The 19,166-nt window shown below is 43.6% G+C and carries 13 protein-coding genes; 4 read left to right on the plus strand and 9 right to left on the minus strand.

Annotated features, from left to right (window positions below; all coding sequences use genetic code 11):
- Nucleotide 1 precedes the first annotated feature (1 nt).
- The gene (locus D6V41_RS00125) at nucleotides 2-1,432 is read right to left on the minus strand and encodes a cryptochrome/photolyase family protein (protein WP_136249474.1); all 1,431 of its coding nucleotides are present in this window, start codon (nucleotides 1,430-1,432) and stop codon (nucleotides 2-4) included.
- A gap of 164 nt (nucleotides 1,433-1,596) precedes the next feature.
- On the opposite strand from D6V41_RS00125, the gene D6V41_RS00130 reads away from it, so the two are divergent.
- Complete coding sequence (locus D6V41_RS00130; RefSeq protein ID WP_136249475.1) at nucleotides 1,597-2,967, plus strand: DASH family cryptochrome; 1,371 nt, start codon at nucleotides 1,597-1,599, stop codon at nucleotides 2,965-2,967.
- A complete protein-coding gene (locus D6V41_RS00135) occupies nucleotides 2,952-4,556 on the plus strand; it encodes a cryptochrome/deoxyribodipyrimidine photo-lyase family protein (protein ID WP_136249476.1) in 1,605 nt (534 codons plus the stop codon). Before D6V41_RS00130 ends, D6V41_RS00135 begins: the two co-directional genes overlap by 16 nt.
- Nucleotides 4,557-4,645: 89 nt before the next feature.
- Here the strand turns inward: D6V41_RS00135 and D6V41_RS00140 are convergent, their stop codons facing one another.
- Nucleotides 4,646-4,963, minus strand: a complete 318-nt coding sequence (locus D6V41_RS00140; protein WP_136249477.1) for a hypothetical protein — start codon at nucleotides 4,961-4,963, stop codon at nucleotides 4,646-4,648.
- Nucleotides 4,964-5,180: 217 nt separating this feature from the next.
- Between D6V41_RS00140 and fabA the strand changes: the two genes are divergently transcribed.
- A complete protein-coding gene (fabA, locus tag D6V41_RS00145; RefSeq protein ID WP_136249478.1) occupies nucleotides 5,181-5,699 on the plus strand; it encodes a bifunctional 3-hydroxydecanoyl-ACP dehydratase/trans-2-decenoyl-ACP isomerase in 519 nt (172 codons plus the stop codon).
- Between the two features lie 175 nt (nucleotides 5,700-5,874).
- Entirely contained in the window at nucleotides 5,875-6,072 is a 198-nt protein-coding gene (locus D6V41_RS00150) for a hypothetical protein (protein WP_136249479.1), read from the plus strand.
- Nucleotides 6,073-6,191: 119 nt separating this feature from the next.
- Here the strand turns inward: D6V41_RS00150 and rmf are convergent, their stop codons facing one another.
- The 7 genes from rmf to D6V41_RS00185 form a co-directional block, all read right to left on the minus strand.
- On the minus strand, nucleotides 6,192-6,368 hold the full coding sequence (gene rmf / locus D6V41_RS00155; protein WP_136249480.1) for a ribosome modulation factor: 177 nt from the start codon (nucleotides 6,366-6,368) through the stop codon (nucleotides 6,192-6,194).
- Nucleotides 6,369-6,700: 332 nt separating this feature from the next.
- Nucleotides 6,701-8,356: a DUF3466 family protein gene (locus tag D6V41_RS00160; protein WP_136249481.1), complete on the minus strand. Its 1,656-nt coding sequence runs from the start codon at nucleotides 8,354-8,356 to the stop codon at nucleotides 6,701-6,703.
- A gap of 14 nt (nucleotides 8,357-8,370) precedes the next feature.
- Nucleotides 8,371-10,314: an ATP-binding cassette ATPase Uup gene (gene uup / locus D6V41_RS00165; RefSeq protein ID WP_136249482.1), complete on the minus strand. Its 1,944-nt coding sequence runs from the start codon at nucleotides 10,312-10,314 to the stop codon at nucleotides 8,371-8,373.
- Entirely contained in the window at nucleotides 10,311-10,601 is a 291-nt protein-coding gene (locus tag D6V41_RS00170) for a glutaredoxin family protein (RefSeq protein WP_136249483.1), read from the minus strand. The genes uup and D6V41_RS00170 overlap by 4 nt, the downstream gene beginning before the upstream one ends.
- Complete coding sequence (gene rlmKL / locus D6V41_RS00175) at nucleotides 10,598-12,835, minus strand: bifunctional 23S rRNA (guanine(2069)-N(7))-methyltransferase RlmK/23S rRNA (guanine(2445)-N(2))-methyltransferase RlmL (protein WP_136250043.1); 2,238 nt, start codon at nucleotides 12,833-12,835, stop codon at nucleotides 10,598-10,600. The genes D6V41_RS00170 and rlmKL overlap by 4 nt, the downstream gene beginning before the upstream one ends.
- A 52-nt stretch (nucleotides 12,836-12,887) precedes the next feature.
- Entirely contained in the window at nucleotides 12,888-13,895 is a 1,008-nt protein-coding gene (gene pyrD / locus D6V41_RS00180; protein ID WP_136249484.1) for a quinone-dependent dihydroorotate dehydrogenase, read from the minus strand.
- Nucleotides 13,896-14,076: 181 nt separating this feature from the next.
- Nucleotides 14,077-18,915, minus strand: coding sequence for an NAD-glutamate dehydrogenase (locus D6V41_RS00185; RefSeq protein WP_136249485.1), 4,839 nt, complete (start codon nucleotides 18,913-18,915; stop codon nucleotides 14,077-14,079).
- Between the last annotated feature and the right edge of the window lie 251 nt (nucleotides 18,916-19,166).

The raw sequence follows: 19,166 nt of genomic DNA on the forward strand, positions 1-19,166 counted from the left end.
ATCAGTTACTTCCTTTAATCTGATCAAAAGCATCCAAAGCGCGTTTTCGTGAATCCTTAAGATCCACGATGGGCTCAGGATAATCCTTGCCCAAGCTCACGTTAGCTTCTTCTAAAACGTCTTGCGGTGCTTCCCAGGGTTTGTGAATATATTTTTTTGGCAGTTTTTTTAATTCAGGGCAATATTGCTTAACGTACTCGCCTTCCTTATCAAACTTTTCGCCCTGTAATACGGGATTAAAGATACGAAAATAGGGCGCTGCATCCGCGCCGCAACCTGCTACCCACTGCCAACTTGCAGAATTACTGGCAGTATCTGCATCTACCAGACAATCCCAAAACCAGCGCTCCCCTTTTCGCCAATCCAAGAGCAGATTTTTAACCAAAAATGAACCAACAATCATTCGCACGCGATTATGCATATAGCCGGTTTGCCACAACTCGCGCATGCCTGCGTCAACAATTGGCACACCCGTTTGCCCTTTTTGCCAGGCTTTTAAATCTTTATCAGAACTGCGCCAGGGGAAATCATTAAACTTATCATTAAAATTGCGTTTTTGAATATCGTCAAAGTGGTAAAGCAAATGATAGGAAAATTCGCGCCAGCCAAGTTCGCTCATGTAAGTATCCACGCCCTCTCCAGATGTATTTCCGTGAAATGCATCTTTAATGGCGTACCAAACCTGATTGGGTGATATTTGCCCAAAATGCAAATAGGGGGAGAGCTGAGACGTGCCGCGAACAGCAGGTAAATTTCGCTGATCTTTATATTCGGTGATCGCATTATTTAAAAACCAGTGAAGCTTACTGCCTGCTGCTTTTTCACTCACCGTCCAGAATTCACGCATCGTTTTATCCCACGGTATATCAGGCAGAAGCTTAAGTTTGTCTATTTGGCTTTTTGCCTCTTTTTTCACCTTGTTGTGGCATTGAATTTCCGGTCTGTCCAAAGGATAGCGTGGCTCGCTATGATTCAGGCAACCTTTGCGATAATAAGGCGTATAGACCTTATAAGGACCGCCATCTTTTTTCGATATTTCCCATGGCTCCCACAGCAACGAGCCGTTTAAGCTTTTTGCAACTACATTGCTGTCTTTGAAACTTGACTTGATATCAGCGTCTCGTTCACGGGCCCAAGGCTCGTACATCCTGTTCCAAAGAACATGTGTTGCGTTAAATTCATCGGCTAAACGGTGAAGAATTTCTTTAGCATCACCCTGCTCTACAATAAGTTGTTGCTCAAAGGAATCTGCCAAATCGTTCAATGCATGATGAAGCCACCATTTTGAAGCGCCACCTAGCTGCGCTTTTTCCGGTGCGCTCTCATCTAAGATATAAACTGGAATTACTTTCCCGTTGTCGCATGCTGCTTTCAAGGCAGGGTTATCGTTTATGCGCAAATCTTGACGAAACCAAACGATGCTTGTTGTCATAGTTTCAGAATACCCGTGTAGTAAACTTTTATTTGCATTTTTGTACTGGATAGCCCAATAAACCGATCGAATTTTATGTCAGCGCTGTAAACAAATGCTCAAGTATTCATCGCGATTAAAGTAAATGTTAAAAAACGCGGCAATGACGAGCAGGACTTTAGTTTATGGCCTCAAATAAAATAGGTTTGCACTGGTTTCGGCATGACCTTCGCACTTTGGATAACCAGGCGCTTCGTAAGCTCTCAGAACATACCGATTCACAAATAGGCATATTCGTGTTTGAAGATGCATGGTTTGAAGAAAACGAGTGGGGCTTTAAACATCTGGGAAGCAAACGGCTTGCGTTCATTGAAAGTGCGCTTAGAGACCTAAGAGAGCGCATGCAAAGTATGGGTAGCGATCTCATTATTGCCAAAGGTAATGCTGTAGAAACAATTAACTCGCTATGTCAGAAGAATGAAATTACGCACATATCGGTCGAAATGCACGCTGGTTTTAATGAGCGAAAACAGCTTAAATCCTTACAAAATGGCTTTAATCCAGCAGCAGACTCGTCTGCCGAAGACCGTCTAAATGCAGGAGAAAGCGGGCACAGCAAAGCACAGACACCGGTGCAATTTATTATCGAAAACAGCAACTACCTTTATTCTGTTTCTGATTTTCCGTTTTCGCTGGAAAATATGCCAGACACCTTTTCCCCTTTTCGCCGAAAAGTAGAAAAATACGCTGAACCTCGTCAATCAGAAGGTGATTTAAACAATAGCAATGGCAAAGGCAAAGCCGACTTTGCGCTCAATCTCGCCAAACTCGATACCAGTGGAATACCTGATTTTGAATTATCTTCCCATGAAGAACTAGGCAAATATGCTGGTGGAGAGAGCGCCGCACTTGCTCGCCTTGATGAGTATTTTTTTGAAAGTGACGGCATCGCGGAATATAAAGAAACGCGCAATGGTCTGGATGGGTGGGAATTTTCAAGTCGCTTCTCAGCCTTTTTAGCACACGGCTGCATTTCACCGAGCTATATAAACGATAGACTCAAGCAATACGAGCGCGAGAAAGTAAAAAACGACTCTACATATTGGCTGTTTTTTGAACTCTTATGGCGCGAATTTTTCCACTGGCAGCATATTAAACACGGCGCAAAGTTATTTTCTTTTGCAGGCATTCAGAACAAGACTCCCGACACAAGCCTAAACTCAGAAGCATTTAAAAGCTGGCGTGAAGGAGATACCGGCTATGATATTGTCGATGCATGCATGAAGCAGTTAAATGAAAGCGGGTTTATGTCTAATCGAGGCAGACAACTCGTAGCAAGTTGTTTTGTACATGAACTAGGGCTGGACTGGCGTTATGGCGCTGCCTATTTTGAACAACAGCTAATCGATTTTGACGTGGCCAGCAACTGGGGTAATTGGCAATACCTGGCCGGTGTGGGGAGCGACCCACGTGGACACAGGCAGTTTAACTTACAAAAGCAGACTGATACCTATGACCCCAAGCGCGTTTTTATCAATAAATGGTTACATCAATAAGCCCCTCGCCGCCTGCTCCGCAAGGCCACGATTTTTGCGCGGTATGGTTTAAGCGCGACTTACGCTTACGCGATCATCAACCCATGGTCAATGCAGCAAAATCAGGCTTGCCTGTTGCCTTGATTTACATTGTTGAGCCAGACATGCTTGTGGACCCGCATATGGATGTACGGCACTGGCGTTTTATCTATGAATCAATTGAGGATCTGCAAGACCAGCTTGCTGATGCAAATACAAATAGTCAAAATAGTCAAAATAGTCAAAACAGCCATCAGCCAAATACTCAGTATTTTCATGTGTTAGGGGGCGACGCACTGACGGTATTTAGCGCTTTACGGGCAGTTGGCTTGCGTGAGATTTATAGCCATCAGGAAATCGGCTTGTCTTATACTTTTGAACGAGACAAAGCACTGAAAAACTGGTGTAGTCAAAATCAGGTAAGCTGGCATGAATCCCCTTATGGCGCGGTTAAACGCCCCCTTAATCATCGTTTTACCTGGCGACAACACTGGCAGGAAAGAATGTCTGGCGCAACAGCCGATCCAGACTTGTCGGCGCTTAATTTGCTAAGCGTCAGATTTGATTCAGCTCACCAAAATAGCTCTCAAAACCACGCGCAGGCGAATTTTCTGCAGGTTGCCAAATCGCTCTGGTTTGATGCTCCATCTGACTGGAAAACACCTTCCCCGCAATTTCAGAAAGGCGGCGAAAAACGCGCCTGGCATGTGCTATATGATTTTTTCAAAGCGCGTGGAAAGGCATATTTTGGCAACATTGGAAAGCCGCTGGAAGCTCGAAAAACCTGCTCTCGCTTATCTCCCTATCTTGCCTGGGGTAACATCAGCATTCGCCAGGTATACCAGTTTTCTAAGCGTTATCAGAATAAACAAGGCTGGCGGCGTTCGGTTAATGCTTTTAAAGCGAGGATAAGCTGGCACTGCCATTTTATTCAAAAGTTTGAATCCGAATGTGAAATGGAAAAACGAGCAGTTAACCATGGCTATCAGGATTATCCTTATCTAACTGGTGTAGAAGCAGAAAAGCGTCTAAGCGCCTGGAAAAACGGAACAACGGGTATTCCAATCGTAGACGCCTCTATGCGCGCGCTGATAGCAACCGGTTATTTAAACTTTAGAATGCGAGCTATGCTGGTGAGCTTTTTATGCCACCAACTAGATATTGATTGGCGTGAAGGTGTGGTGCATTTGGGCAGACAGTTTTTAGATTTTGAGCCCGGGATACATTATCCTCAATTTCAGATGCAGGCTGGTATAACTGGCACCAACACCATCCGACTATATAACCCCATTAAACAATCTCAAGACAAAGATCCCCAGGGCAAGTTCATCAAACAATGGCTTCCTGAACTGACTAATCTAACAGAGCCATACATCCACGCCCCGTGGACTATCCCACCAATAGAAGCGGCAATGTATGATTTTAAGCTCGAACGAGACTACTGCTTACCTATTATTGATGTGGAGCAAGCAGCCAGGGCAGCTCGCGAAAAATTATGGTCGTATAGAGAGCGAGAAGATGTAAAACAGGACGCCAAGCGCATTTTGTATCAACATTCGGTTTTAAACTAGGGCGTGTTTATCTTTGCTGTATGATTTTGCAGCAAAGATAAACACGCCCTAATCGCAAATGCATGCCTTAAAGGATCCGTAGTTGCGGGTTATTGGCGCAGGCTATCATCTTTGTCATCTGTTTTAGCTTGTTGTTTGGCTTTTGCCAGGGCTTTCTTTTTGTCATCTTCTAGTAGCCATTTGTTTAACAGCCGAATTTGACCGTTTTTGTAAGCGGCATAAGTAATACGAATGGCGTTAGAAAGTATGTCGCTGTCTGTCCAGTTGGTTTTTTCAACAATTTCCTCGTAATTAGCCATCGCTTCGGGCGTGATGTAGCCTCTCACCATTTTCTTACCCAAGGCTTTTTGTCGTTCTCTGTAGCGTTTTTGCTTTTCAGCATTTGCCTGTAGTTTTTTGTTTCGCATTAGTCGCTCTATTTTGCGTTATTACTATTTTCTTGCTTATTGCATGTTTACCTATTTTATATGCCTTTGACGCATTACGCGTTACCCTTACTTTGCAGCTTCAGCCATTTAAAGTCCAGACATTTTACATCAAGGTAAAAATTAATGACTGTTCAGAGTTGTTTAGCGTACACGTGTACGCTAAATTACGCACTGATTTTAATAAGAAGATGTATTTATGACTGAAAAGCAAAACCAGTTTTCTCGCGAAGAATTATTAAAGTGCAGTAGTGGCGAATTGTTTGGCCCAGGAAATAGTCAACTCCCTGCCCCTAATATGCTAATGATGGACAGGATCACGACCATCACTGATGAGGGTGGTGAGTTTGATAAAGGCTATATTGAGGCAGAATTAGACATCAGCCCAGACTTGTGGTTTTTTGAATGCCATTTTCCGGGCGACCCAGTAATGCCCGGCTGTTTAGGTTTAGATGCAATGTGGCAATTAGTCGGATTTTTCTTAGGTTGGTCTGGAGGCCCAGGAAAAGGTCGTGCTCTGGGGGTTGGTGAGGTTAAATTTACCGGTCAAATCTTACCTACAGCCAAAAAGGTCACTTATCGTATTGATTTCAAGCGAGTCATTAAACGCAAACTTTTTATGGGATTAGCAGATGGCAGTGTCGCCGTTGATGGTAGAGTGATTTACACCGCTAAAGACTTAAAAGTTGGATTATTCCAAGACACATCCGCGTTTTGATTTAAGGCTCGCTCGCCGAAAGTAACTTCATCAGTAAGGCACGCATGCACTAATTTTTAGATTGATTATCCAGTTAATCCGATTAAAATATACGCAGGTTTGAACATTCATACCCAAATAGTTTTAGATATGAATGTTCAAGATCTTTTTTGTAGTTATTAAAAGGATTTAGCTCATGAAAAACGTTTCCAGGCTTGCGGCCTTAATCCCTGCCGTTATTTGTTTGTGTTTTGTAACTAGCTTTTACCTCACCCAATTGCATCAATCCGACACAATATTTGGCGCCAGTTCGCAATTAAGTGGCGGTTTAATAATGGGCTTTGCGATAGGGCTGGCACTTATTGCTCTGCGTAAACTGCCTTCTCGAAGATAAGGCACCAAGGTGACCCGACATCAGCAAATCAATTAATACAAAAACGCCAGATTAATATCTGGCGTGTTTGTCTGTAATTCTGGTTGTTATAAAAAATAGGTATTTATTATCGCACCGGCCTAGCGTGTATTTATGCCCAGCTGTCGGTCACCTGCGGCCTCTCGCCATCCACCTAACCAATGCGATCGTGCATCACTTGTTTGAAACGGACAGTTTTCTTTTGAGCGCCCAGCAATTCCTGCTTGATAACCTTTTGCGTGAGCCCTGCTCAACTTATCTCTTTTTTGTCTCTTCATGCTTACCTCTCTTAATTGAAAGAATGGACATATCGATTAACACCGAAAAATAACGCAAAACTCAAACGCTGTGAACACTTCACTCAGCTCGTTTGCAGCAGTAATAAATATGTCACATCCATAGAAATACGCGAAGATTTATACTAATTCAAGGCAAAACATGCTGACATTTAGGACAAAACTCATAACTTGTTGAAAACTAGTCATTTGCTTTTAGGATTTTTTTTGTATAAAAAACATGCTTTATAGCGAGTCTTGTTATTAAAACCAACCAGGCATAAAAAAGGCCACGATATACGTGGCCTCATGAAGATCCAGAAAGTAAATCCGTTCTATTTCGCCAGAGATTTGCGTCTTAATAATGCAAATGCGCCAAGCATCAGAAGCATCAATACGCTGCCAGACGCGCCCTGTCGCTCAGTTGCTGCGACTTCTTCTTCTGATGGGGAGCACTCAGGTGCATCTTCACCGTTTGGCGTAAGTTTTAGCGCAACAACCTGCGTTTCTAATACTTCTTCGCCGTTTTCATCCAGTATCACCTCACCCCGTTCATTACGCTCAGCTCGCAAAACAGTCGCGTCAGCAACAATGGTGTTATCGTCGTTAATACTGTTTGCACCTATGATGCTATAAGGTGAATCGCAAGCGATTAGCGTGTTTAGATCCAGAAATGTATTTGCTTCAATATCATAAACAAAACCTGCTCTGCGACGTGGTGATGTGGAAGTAACCTCTGCATCGCCTACTACAATGCCATTATTATTGATATCTCTTGGAAACGTGGAGGAGCTCACAAAAAAGTCTGACGGGAAGTCGAGGTCACCGGTCTCTTTGTTGTAGATAAACATCTTATTGCGGCCCACATTATTTATAAACTGCGTTTGATAGCCAACAATAATATTATTGTCATTAATCCCCACTGCATAATTGGGTAACAGGTCGTCATCATCTAACATGCGCGTGGCAAGGCCATTTTCAAATATCATGGCCGCGTTGGTGGCTCTATCACCGTTATCGCCAAAAGTAATAATGCCGCTGCCGACCGCAATTCCTGAATTATTGATATCTAGCGCATCATTAACAAATGGCCGATTGTCGTCTTCATCAGGTTCAAAACTCAGATCAAAAAACTGAGACGATACAACCTGCCCTTGTGCGTCAAGTTGCCAAAGTGTAGCGCGAGTAACAAACGAGCTTTGAATGCTTCGACGACGATCGTATTCACACACCTCAACAGGTATCTCGAGATCATCAGCCTGACAAGCCTCAATTGCGTTAGTGATGGCATCGCCAATATCAACGGATGAATAACCAACTACCTGAAGGTTTTCATTGATGGCTCGCGGCACGCTTATTCCGCCAAAGGTATCGTCGATAGGCATAAGCGGCGTCACGGTTTCGCCAAATTGCACAAAGCCTCTGCGCTGAACATCATTGATATTAAAGGTAATATCATTCCCATCAGCATCGGTAAAATCAACCGTGTAAAAGGGTGTAGGACCGTCGCCTATAATGTAGGCACCGCTCACCGACCCGGCCACACTGGTATTTAATCCAAATGTAAAACCACCCGTTTCTTCTGTCTCGGTATCAAACATATTGACGTAGTTTGCATTCACACCATCAGTGGTGTAGGCCAATTGTGCAGCAAGCTTTTGACTAGTGAGAGAAAACTCGGCAGCTGCATTTCTGAAAGTATTGACCACAATACGATAATCTTCATCATTGAACTGCCCTGCTTCTGCTGCGTCTGGGTCTGTCAAACTGGTAAAACTATCAACATTAAATAAAGCCATGTTTATTGGCTGATTAAATGGAAGCTGGACGGTGGAGAGAATCAGGCCTGTATTATCTATAGATGTCGCAAATTGATTCTCGGCAATATCATTTAAAGGCAATTCCTGTACATCGTAAGCAGTGGCACCCGCCAACAGTGGTGTAGTGCAAAGAGCAAGGGCGACTGCACCCATCACTTTATTCAATTTCATTCAATATCCTGTAACTACTCGTTGTTCTGTTTTTCTTCTAATGCTTCCCAGCGCTCAAAGGCTTGTTCAAGCTCGTTTTCTTTTATTTGTAAGGCATCCAGGATTGGCTGAGTTTCTGTCGCATCCTGCTCAAAAAACGCAGGGGCGTTGATCTTCTCCTGCAGCGCTTCAATCTCTGTTTCTAATTGTTCAATCTGTTTCGGCAGTTGCTCGAGCGCCAATTTATCTTTGTATGATAACTTGTTAGGCTTTTTTTGAGTAGCCTTGTTTTGGCTTTCCTGTGCACTTTCCTTAGCCCGAACCGCTTGGCTAGACGCCTGCTGTTGTTTTTGCTGCTCTTGTTTTTGTAAAAGGGAATCTCGCTCGGCGTACCACTGTGCGGCGTCTGAATAACCGCCTACAAATTGGTTTATCACGCCGCCTCCCTCAAACACTAAAGAGGTTGTAACAACATTGTCAATAAACTCTCTATCGTGACTGACGAGCAACACCGTCCCTGAATACTCCACTAAAAGCGACTCAAGCAATTCTAGCGTTTCGACATCGAGGTCATTGGTTGGTTCATCGAGAATCAATAAATTACTGGGCTTAAGCATTAATTTTGCCAGCATCAGCCGGTTTTTTTCGCCTCCAGACAAGGTTGATACTGGCGCATTCATGCGCTCAGGAGTAAACAAATAATCTTGCAGATAGCTTATAACATGTCGTGGCGCGCCGTTAACCATCACTTCGCGCTTTCCATCAGCAATGACATCAATCAAAGGTTTGTGTAACTCAAGCTGACTTCTGTGCTGGTCAAAATAAGCGATTTCCAGGTTAACGCCGCGCTGAATTTCACCGCTATTTGGCTCCTCTTCCCCCAGTAATAATTTAATAAACGAGGATTTTCCACAGCCATTAGGACCAATTAACGCAAGCTTGTCTCCTCTTGCAATCAACAAGCTTAAGTCAGTGATGAGAGGCTTATTTTCGTATCCAAAACTAACATTCTCAAGCTCAAACACGCGCTTGCCTGAACGCTGACCATCGTTTCCTTTAATGATGGCAGAACCCACCACATTGCGGCGAGCTTTATACTCTTCCCGTAAAGACTTTAAAGCCCTTACCCGACCTTCATTTCGCGTTCTTCGCGCCTTAATACCCTGTCGGATCCACACTTCTTCTTTTGCCAGCTTTTTATCAAATTCCTTTTGATGCGTGGCCTCGACTTCCAGGTCGTGCGCTTTTTGCTCAAGGTATGTGTCGTATTTGACCGGATAAGATTTTACCTGCCCGCGATCAATATCAATAATTCTTGTAGCAAGGTTTCGGATAAAACTTCTATCGTGACTGATAAATACAAGCGTACCGCTAAAATTAAGTAGCGCTTTTTCAAGCCATTTGACCATATCGATATCAAGATGGTTGGTAGGCTCGTCAAGCAATAGCACGTCTGGTTGACTTACCAATGCTCGAGCTAACGCGGCTTTACGTCGCCATCCACCCGATAAGTCCTTTAGTTGTGTCTCGGCAGGCAACTGCAGTTGAGTAAGCACGTTCGCAATTTGCTGTTCCAGATGCCACGCATTTTTCGCATCAAGCTTTTCTTGTAAATTTTGCAGTTTCATCAGCGCCTGTTCAGACGGATCGCTTGCAAGCAAATCGGCCTGATGGTGATAGTCTTTTATCAACTCAGCGTTATCACCTAGACCTTCTGCCACGTAATCATAGATACTGGTATCTACATGCTCTGGCGGGTCTTGAGCAAGGCGAGAAATTATTGTATCGCCTGCGACAATTCGCTGACCATCGTCCAGCTTGGTTTCACCGCTCAGCACTTTTAATAAAGTAGATTTCCCGCTTCCGTTGCGCCCTAAAATACAAACACGTTCCTGAGTCTGAATATTGACGTTGGCATCGTCTATAAGCGGCGGTTGGCCGAATAAAATCGACGCATTTTTTAGTTGTATAAGATTCATGATAAAAACTGCTTTAACTGCATATCATCAAAAGGCCAGCCTAATTCATCTTGCGTATCAACGCGTTTGAGCACGGGAATACGAAGGGCGTACAGGTGATATAACTCGGGATCTTTTCGAATATTGTATTTTTTCAAATGAAAGCGTGAAAACGACACTTGACTCTGTTGCACTTGCTCAAATATATGCTCAGCCTTATCGCATAATTCACAGTGCTCACCCGTGAACAAGGCAATTTCTATTTCGTTATTTTGCGTTTTAGCAACTGACTGCTGCTCTGATTTCATATCTTATGGATTTCCCAGCATTGATGGATTTTCGGGTTGCGCTTAAAGTCTTCTGGCAAGGTATTTTGCGATATATTTTTTGCCTGCAGTCCAAGCGCTTTCACGCCCTCTTCATCCAGCTTGAATTTTCGAAGGTTATTACTGAAAAACAGCACCCCTTTATGGTTGAGACACTTTGCCGCATTTTCGAGTAATGACAGATGATCGCGCTGCACATCCCACGTATCGTCCATGCGTTTAGAGTTGGAAAACGACGGCGGGTCAATAAATATCGCATCATACTTTGGCAAGGCGCTATTGGCGCGATTTGCAAGCCATTTCAGGCAATCTGCCTGTTCGAACACATATAGACCATGTTTGCCTTGAATTTGCTCGCTTGCATTTTTATTGTACGCGTTACTTTTTGCAATAAGCCCATTCAAAATAAAATTGTCTTTTGCCCAGTTCACATAGGTTTTCGACATATCCACACTGGTCACACTCGCCGCGCCGTGAAGCGCTGCATGGACCGATACGCTTCCGGTGTAAGCAAACAGATTTAACACGTGCTTTTTATGGACACGTTTGGCGAACATCTGCCGGGTTGTTCTGTGATCAAGAAATAAACCTACGTCTAAATAATCGCTTGGATTGATGTAAAACTTGGCGCCGTATTCTTCAACTACCACGCGCTTTCCTGAGTTATCACGCTTCTGATACTGACTATTACCTGATTGACGTTGTCTGGTTTTCAGCACAAGCTTTTTAGTATCACACTGTAAGACTTTCGGAAGCCTCAGCAAGGCTTTTTGAAGACGCTCCTGCGCGACCTTTTCAGGAAGCGACTTTGGCGGCGCATACTCTTGCATGATGACCCAGTCGTCGTAAATATCAATCGCAAAATTATAGTGCGGCAAGTCAGCATCATAGAGCCTATATGCTTGTATATTCTCGCGCTTGAGCCACTTTTCCAGTCGCTTTTTATTTTTTTTCAGGCGATTGGAAAATTCATCATTCGCATCTGCAGGGTGCTGGCCTTCATCATCATTTGCCATTGATGATGCGTCTTTTGCGCCTACTCCGGGTTTATCAAACTGCTCAAGATTTTTATCATTGAGTATGTAGTTCATAAGAACACAGTCTAATTTCCCGTTGTTAATAGCATATTTTTTGTCAAAGCGAAGCTTCAAGGCTTTAAGTAGCTGTTCATCACTTGATAAAAGCGATACATGCCAGTGTGCAAAATGCGTTTTCAAGTGCCTGCCTAAGCTATCATAAAGCGGCAGCAAACTAACATAATCACCTAAACGCTCGCCATAAGGAGGATTACTAACGATGTAGCCTGGTGGACAATCTACCTTGGCATCTAATACATCACATTGTTTAAACTGGATGATTCCCTCAACCCCAGCTCGTTTTGCATTTTCTATCGCTATATCAATTACTTTGGTGCTTATATCGTAAGCGTAGATAGGAGCAGTAGTCTCTCTTATTGCAGCAAAGGCGCTTTTTCTTAGAGACTGCCAAAGCGCTTCATTATGACCAAGATAGTGTTCAAAGCCCCACTCTTCCCGGAATAAATTGGGTGGACGCTTAGTCGCCATCATCGCCGCTTCAATGGCTATCGTGCCTGCTCCACACATTGGGTCGAGTAGCGCCGTTTCCGGCGTTTGTTCAAGCGCATCGAGCCATCCACTTCGCATCAGTATCGCTGCCGCTACCTGCTCTTTAAGCGGCGCATCACCGGTTTCTATGCGATAGCCTCGCTGATGTAAACTTGCACCGGACGTATCCAGACAAATGTCAAGCTTATCTCGACGCAGTCGCGCGTATATTTGCATATCAGGCGCTTGTCGAGCAACGTCGGGACGCTGACCACATTGCTTAACAAACCTATCAACAATAGCGTCTTTTATTTTGAGTGCGCCAAACTGCGTATTTCTAATGAGGCGATTTGTGCCATTAAAGCGCACCGCAATACTGCGCGAGACATCAAAAAGCGCGTGCCACTGAATCGCATAGGCTAATTCGTACATGTCTTCAGCAGTTTTAATTTGACCTGAATTTAATACCAGCAAAACGCGGTTGGCTAAACGACTGTGTAAATTTAAGGCATAAATTTCTGCCAGACTTGCGCGCAAACTGCATTGTCCGGGCGATAATTTAATGGGACGCTCATCGCCAACTATGCTATGAATTTCTTTAAGCAGTAATTCATCTAATCCTTTTGCACAAATCAGAATAATGTCGTGCATCGCATTATGCACAGTGTCGTTCTGGGAGGCTTCCTGCGTCTTTTCTAAAGATTTAATAGGCATCTACAAGCGCCTTAATTAATTTTGGACCTTGATAAATAAATGAAGAGTACACTTGCAATAAGCTTGCACCAGCCTCAAAGCGAGCCTTTGCATCTTCTTTACTGGAAATTCCACCGACACCGACAATTGGAATCTTACTCTCTAAAGCGACATTCAACGCTTTAGTAACGTCGAGGCTTTTCTGGCATAGTACTCGACCGCTCAAACCGCCCGCTTCTTCTGCGTGTTTATGGCCTGCCACAAGCGTTCGGTCAAGGGTGGTATTCGTCGCAATAACGCCGTCCATTTGTGTATCAAGTAGAGTCCTGGCGATTTGCTCTATGGCGATTTGGTCCAGATCCGGCGCAATTTTTACTAAGAGCGGAACGCGTTTTTGATGCTTTGTATTCAAATTTTCGACTTCGTTTTTCAGCCCACCCAGTAAACGTGTAAGCGCTTCCCCATATTGCAGATTACGCAAACCGGGGGTGTTAGGAGAGCTAATATTAATCGTCACATATGTAGCATGGGCATGGACTTTTTTCAGGCAATGTAAGTAATCGTCAAGCGCGTTTTCTTCTGCGGTTGCTTTATTTTTGCCTATATTAATGCCCAAGACGCCTTGGTAATTTGATGCCTCAACCTGTTTAACAAGATAATCAACGCCTTTATTGTTAAAACCCATTCGGTTAATGATGGCGTCAAACTCTGGCAGTCGGAATAAGCGCGGCTTTTCGTTACCTGGCTGTGCTTTAGGCGTCACAGTTCCTACTTCAACAAAACCGAATCCCATTTTGCCAAAGGCATCAATGCATTCTCCGTTTTTATCAAGGCCAGCCGCTAAACCGATCGGGTTTTTAAATTCAATGCCAAAGCAGGTAACTGGCTTCTCTGGAATATCCTGTGAATACAGCGCGCTAAGCGCATTTTTACCTGAAGATTTAAGAAAACTAATCGACACATCGTGACTCCATTCAGGGTCACAATTTAATAATAACTTTTGAATAATCGAATACACAGCGCGTCCAAACTGACAAAATTACTGACAAAATTACTGACAAAATTAAACATGCCTTCTCAAGAAGGCCAATGATATTTATTTGTTTTTTGTTAGGCCCTATTTTCAGCCTAAATAAGTCGCCAAATCCGCCTTACAAAAAAGCCCTGCGAACAGGGCTTTTATTTGCAGAGGCTATAGTTTAATGGTTTGCGCTTATGCTTAACAGCATCAATTCGCGCAAAGCGACAGAAAACTTGGCGAATTCATGATTTTCTGAGGTTTTAAACTCCGCCATCATGTGATACCAACGTGATAACTTCATTTTATTATCCGCCATCCAGCTTTCAAGAATAGCATCAGCATCTTTACTTTTTGGTGCCGAGTTTAATAAAACGATAGTTAGCGCACGTTGTTGCCAGTCTAATTCCTCGCGATAGGATGCGCGTGCAAGCGCTTGCCAGTGGTTAGATACAGTCTGCTGATTAATCTGCTCCAAGAACCAATGCAGCTCAAATTTGCTTCCCATTTGATAGTATAAACGGGCAACAACATCCACTGGTCGTTTTTCTCCTTCAGCTATCTGCACCAAATCCATACTTGAGAACATATTGCTCAAACTGGCAACCTTGTATGCTTGTTCCTCTGGAACGTTATGCGATTTTAGCTGCTCGGTACGTTTCTCAACGGTCGCCATCTCTTTACTGACAAGATACTTAGGCAGATTCTTCGCAATCACGTCGAAAGATTCACGATAACGGGCGATTGCGGTTTGAATATCGGCCTGTTTATCACCATGACGCAAATACCATCGTGCGGTGCGTCTTAGCGTGCGGCGCATGTCATCAAGAATTTGAAGCTGCACAGTAGCATCAATCGCATTATCCAAATCTTCAATATCTGACCAAAGCGCGCCCATATTAAATACACCTTTAACGATGGTGTAGGCATGTGCGACTTCAGCCACCGATGCACCGGTTTCTTCCATTAAACGGAAAACAAAGTTAAGCCCCATATCATTTACGATCTCGTTGGTTAACTTTGTTGCAATGATTTCGCGCCGCAACGGGTGCTCCTGCATTTGCGCGCGGTATTTTTCGCGCAATATACTGGGGAATGCGTTCAGCAAGTGCCTTTCATAGTAAGCGTTATCGGTGATTTCCTTAATATTGAGTTCTTCTTTAAGCACCATTTTTCCGTAGGCAACCAGTACTGCAAGTTCTGGTCGTGTAAGGCCTTGACCTGTAACAACGCGTTCCGATATTTCATCATCACTTGGAATAAACTCAAGCTCACGGTTTAAAGCGCCATCGCGCTCTAGTGCATGAATAAAACGCAGTTGTTCTTTCAGTTGTTTTACGCCAGCAAGATGCGTGATTGAGATAGACTGCGTTTGTCGGTAGCAATCTTCAATAACGATGTCACCTACGTCGTCGGTCATATCGTAAAGTAGCTTATTACGTTGTTTAAGCGTCAAATCACCATTGGCTACCAAGCTATTAAGCAGGATTTTTATGTTTACTTCATTATCTGAGCAATCCACCCCGCCCACGTTATCAATAAAGTCTGTATTAACTCGTCCGCCGTTAGCCGCGTATTCAATACGACCTAGTTGGGTCATGCCGAGGTTACCGCCCTCTCCAATGATTTGCGCCTGAACGTCTTTTCCATTTACGCGCAAACTGTCATTGGCTCTATCACCTACATCAGCATGTGATTCTTTCGAACTTTTGATATAGGTACCAATTCCGCCATTCCAGATTAAATCTACCGGCATTTTCAGTACGTTATGAATGAGCTCGTTGGGAGTCATGGCGGATTGTTTGGTATTAAGCCATTTTTTCATTTCAGGTGTGAGTTTTATGGATTTCTCACTGCGCTTGAAAATGCCGCCGCCGCTTGAAATAAGCTCACGGTTATAATCATCCCATGTCAAACTCGGATCGGCGAACAAACGCTGGCGTTCTTTGTAAGTTGCGGCCGGATCAGGGTCTGGGTCAAAGAAAATATGCATGTGATTAAATGCACACACAATTCGCGTTTGCTCCGACAATAGCATGCCGTTGCCAAACACATCACCCGACATATCACCAATGCCGACGCAAGTAAAAGGAGTAGTTTGACAATCAATCCCCAATTCACGGAAGTGACGTTTCACTGATTCCCACGCACCTTTTGCAGTGATCCCCATTTTCTTATGGTCATAGCCAACGCTGCCACCAGAAGCAAAAGCATCACCTAACCAGAAGTTGAATTCTGCAGAGATACCGTTAGCGATATCAGAAAAGGTGGCCGTTCCTTTATCGGCGGCTACAACCAAATAGGGATCATCTTCATCAAGTCGCACAACTTGTTTTGGTGCAACTACTTTGCCGTCAATAATATTGTCTGTGATATCCAGCAAGCTACGGATAAAGATTTTGTAACATGCTTGGCCTTCCGCCTGAATACTAGCTCTGTCGGCATCTTTTGGCATGCGTTTACATACAAAACCGCCTTTGGCACCAACGGGGACAATGACGGTATTTTTGACTTGCTGCGCTTTTACCAGACCAAGAATTTCAGTTCTGAAATCTTCCATTCGATCAGACCAGCGCAGACCACCGCGAGCAACTTTTCCGCCACGCAAGTGAACACCCTCTACTCTTGGCGAGTAGACAAATATTTCAAACTTCGGCAGAGGTAGCGGCATTTCTGGGATGTCGCTCGGCTTAAGCTTAAAGGAAATATAGTGTTTAGTATTCCCATTGTCGTCAGTTTGGTAAAAGTTGGTACGTAAGGTCGCGTTTATCAAATCCAGGTAACGTCTGATAATTCTGTCATCATCCAGGTTCGACACAGCATCAAGTTTTTTAATAATGTCTTGTTCGAGGCCATCGCGCTTTTTCGCATTACGCTTTATATTCGGACAAAAGGTCAAGTCAAAATAAGTGATGAGATCTTTTGCTATGTCTGGATAAGACGCAAGCGTATTGGCGATGTAGTCAATACTGAATGACGAACCAATTTGACGCATATATTTGGCGTAAGCACGCACAATTGTGACCATCCGTCCGGGAATTGATGCGCCAAGTATTAGCCGGTTAAAGCCATCATCTTCCAGCTCTGCGTTCCATACATCTGAAAACGCACTTTGGAAAAGCTCCTGCGCGCGTTCCATATCAAAATCGTGACTTTGCTTATGGAGCATCGTAAAGTCCATGATCCAGCTTACTTGACCTTGATCGTTAGTCACTCTGTAAGGACTCTCATCTACTACTCTTAGTCCAAAGTTTTCAAGCATTGGAAGCACGTCCGACAAATGAATCGGTTCGTCAGCGTGATAAAGCTTTAACTTAACAATATCTGATTCGCTGCCCTCTTCCTGCGGACGATAGAACAGGATATCTAGCGGTGTATCTTTATGGAGCGTCTCAATATGCTGAATATCTACCAAGGCAGCGCTGGGTAAATTTTGCTCTGAATAAGAACGTGAAAAGGCATTGTCGTACTTGCGAACAACCGATTTCCCTTTCGCTTCACCATAAAACGCGTTGATTTTAGCATTGAGCTTGTCTTGCCACGATTTGGTTAATTCAATGACATTGCGTTCAATATCGTTCACATCGAACTCCATATTATTATTTTGAACACGGGCAATATAATGAGTACGCGCATATACCGATTCAGAAAAATAGGTATTAAATTCGACCTCTCCTACTGCGTTGAATGCTTTTTTTAGCAAGACTTGCGTGTCTTTTCTTAATTGCGTGTTATAGCGCTCTCTTGGCACATAAACCATACAGGAAAAGAAGCGACCAAAAGTATCTCGGCGAACAAATAGCTTGGACATACCGCGTTCTTGCATTTGGAAAATGCCAAGAATAATTTGCGCAAGTTCTTCATCCGATGTTTGCAATAGTTCATCACGAGGATAGGTCTCAACGATGTTAACGAAGGCTTTATATGCGTGCGTACCTTGATCAAAACCTGATAACTTACACATGCGGTCAATCTTTTCTTTGAGCATGGGTAAATCAGTTGCACTACTGTTATAAAAGGACGCAGAATAAAGACCTAAAAAGCGATGCTCGCCGCATACCTGACCTTTTTTATCAAATTCCTTAATACCAATATAATCCATATACGCAGGACGATGAACGCGAGAGTGTGAGTTGGTTTTTGTCAGCATTAGCGGATTACTGGAAAGCGCTTCGTCTCTCGCGGTTGCCGGCATTTGAGATAGCAGCCTTGCTTTATCACTGATTGAGTTTTTCATCAGTCCAAGACTACTGTCATTATCGGGTATCCAGCGATGGTCGCCTTCGATGGCTTTCACTTCATAATAACGATAGCCCATTAAGGTGAAATTATGATCGTTCAGCCAATTTAAAAACGTTTTACCTTGCTGTTTAACTTCCGCACTGGCCTGCGAATTTGACTTGTCGAAATTTTTAGTAATTCCGGCCAGCTTTTCGCGCATCGGCTTCCAATCAGATACCGATAATGACACCTCTGATACCACAGAGTGCAATTCCTCAGTAAGTGCTTTGATGTCAGATCCTCTGGATTGTCTGTCAATTTCAATGAAGAAGACGGTTTCAGTGATATGAGCTTGCTCACGCTCGTCCGGATTCACAAACTCAGTGACTTTGTTTTGCGCGTTGCGCTTGAAGTGCATAGGCGTGTGAAGTAGCAAGTGCGCTGTAATGTGCAGACGATTAATTGCCATGCGAATGGAATCGACCAGAAATGGCATGTCGTCCACAATAATTTGAATGACGGTGTGAGACGACTGCCAGCCATGCTTGGCAATTTCAGGATTTATGACGCGGATTAAAGGCGTCCCCTGCTGCTTTTCCTGAAGTTGACGCCATAAGCTCAATACTGTGCCATATAAATCGCTATCGCTTCGTTCGTGCAGGTCGTCAAACGACATATTCTTATACAATAGTTTTGCAAATTGCTGCACTAACTCAGCATCTTTTGCATCGACTTTTTCGCCAATTAATGAGTGCACTTTGTCTAGTAGCACGGAATGTTGATGGTGGTTAACCGTCATGATCACTCTCGATATTTGTGTGTGTTAAACGTTCGGTCTGAGACCTTGTCCATTGTTAACGGTATTTTCCTAAAAAAATTAATAGTTTACTAGCTACTTTGCGCAAATAATTAACGCCGTTTTTACAACTTGAATAAGCAAGCAAGTAAAGTGCATAAAAAAAGGAGCCACTAGACTCCTTGATAAATCATCTTACTATAACTATGCATAAATTACGTACAACTTCGCTACAAATCGCAACACTATGACGA

Origin of the sequence: Ningiella ruwaisensis (assembly GCF_004798935.1) — a bacterium.
GTDB classification, from domain to species: domain Bacteria; phylum Pseudomonadota; class Gammaproteobacteria; order Enterobacterales; family Alteromonadaceae; genus Glaciecola; species Glaciecola ruwaisensis.

Coding starts and splice junctions, on each gene's coding strand:
- fabA (WP_136249478.1), top strand. CDS start 5,181: ATGACTGAAAAGCAAAACCAGTTTTCTCGCGAAGAATTATTAAAGTGC.
- D6V41_RS00185 (WP_136249485.1), bottom strand. CDS start 18,915: ATGACGGTTAACCACCATCAACATTCCGTGCTACTAGACAAAGTGCAC.
- D6V41_RS00125 (WP_136249474.1), bottom strand. CDS start 1,432: ATGACAACAAGCATCGTTTGGTTTCGTCAAGATTTGCGCATAAACGAT.
- D6V41_RS00160 (WP_136249481.1), bottom strand. CDS start 8,356: ATGAAATTGAATAAAGTGATGGGTGCAGTCGCCCTTGCTCTTTGCACT.
- uup (WP_136249482.1), bottom strand. CDS start 10,314: ATGAATCTTATACAACTAAAAAATGCGTCGATTTTATTCGGCCAACCG.
- D6V41_RS00130 (WP_136249475.1), top strand. CDS start 1,597: ATGGCCTCAAATAAAATAGGTTTGCACTGGTTTCGGCATGACCTTCGC.
- rlmKL (WP_136250043.1), bottom strand. CDS start 12,835: ATGCACGACATTATTCTGATTTGTGCAAAAGGATTAGATGAATTACTG.
- D6V41_RS00135 (WP_136249476.1), top strand. CDS start 2,952: ATGGTTACATCAATAAGCCCCTCGCCGCCTGCTCCGCAAGGCCACGAT.
- D6V41_RS00150 (WP_136249479.1), top strand. CDS start 5,875: ATGAAAAACGTTTCCAGGCTTGCGGCCTTAATCCCTGCCGTTATTTGT.
- D6V41_RS00170 (WP_136249483.1), bottom strand. CDS start 10,601: ATGAAATCAGAGCAGCAGTCAGTTGCTAAAACGCAAAATAACGAAATA.
- D6V41_RS00140 (WP_136249477.1), bottom strand. CDS start 4,963: ATGCGAAACAAAAAACTACAGGCAAATGCTGAAAAGCAAAAACGCTAC.
- rmf (WP_136249480.1), bottom strand. CDS start 6,368: ATGAAGAGACAAAAAAGAGATAAGTTGAGCAGGGCTCACGCAAAAGGT.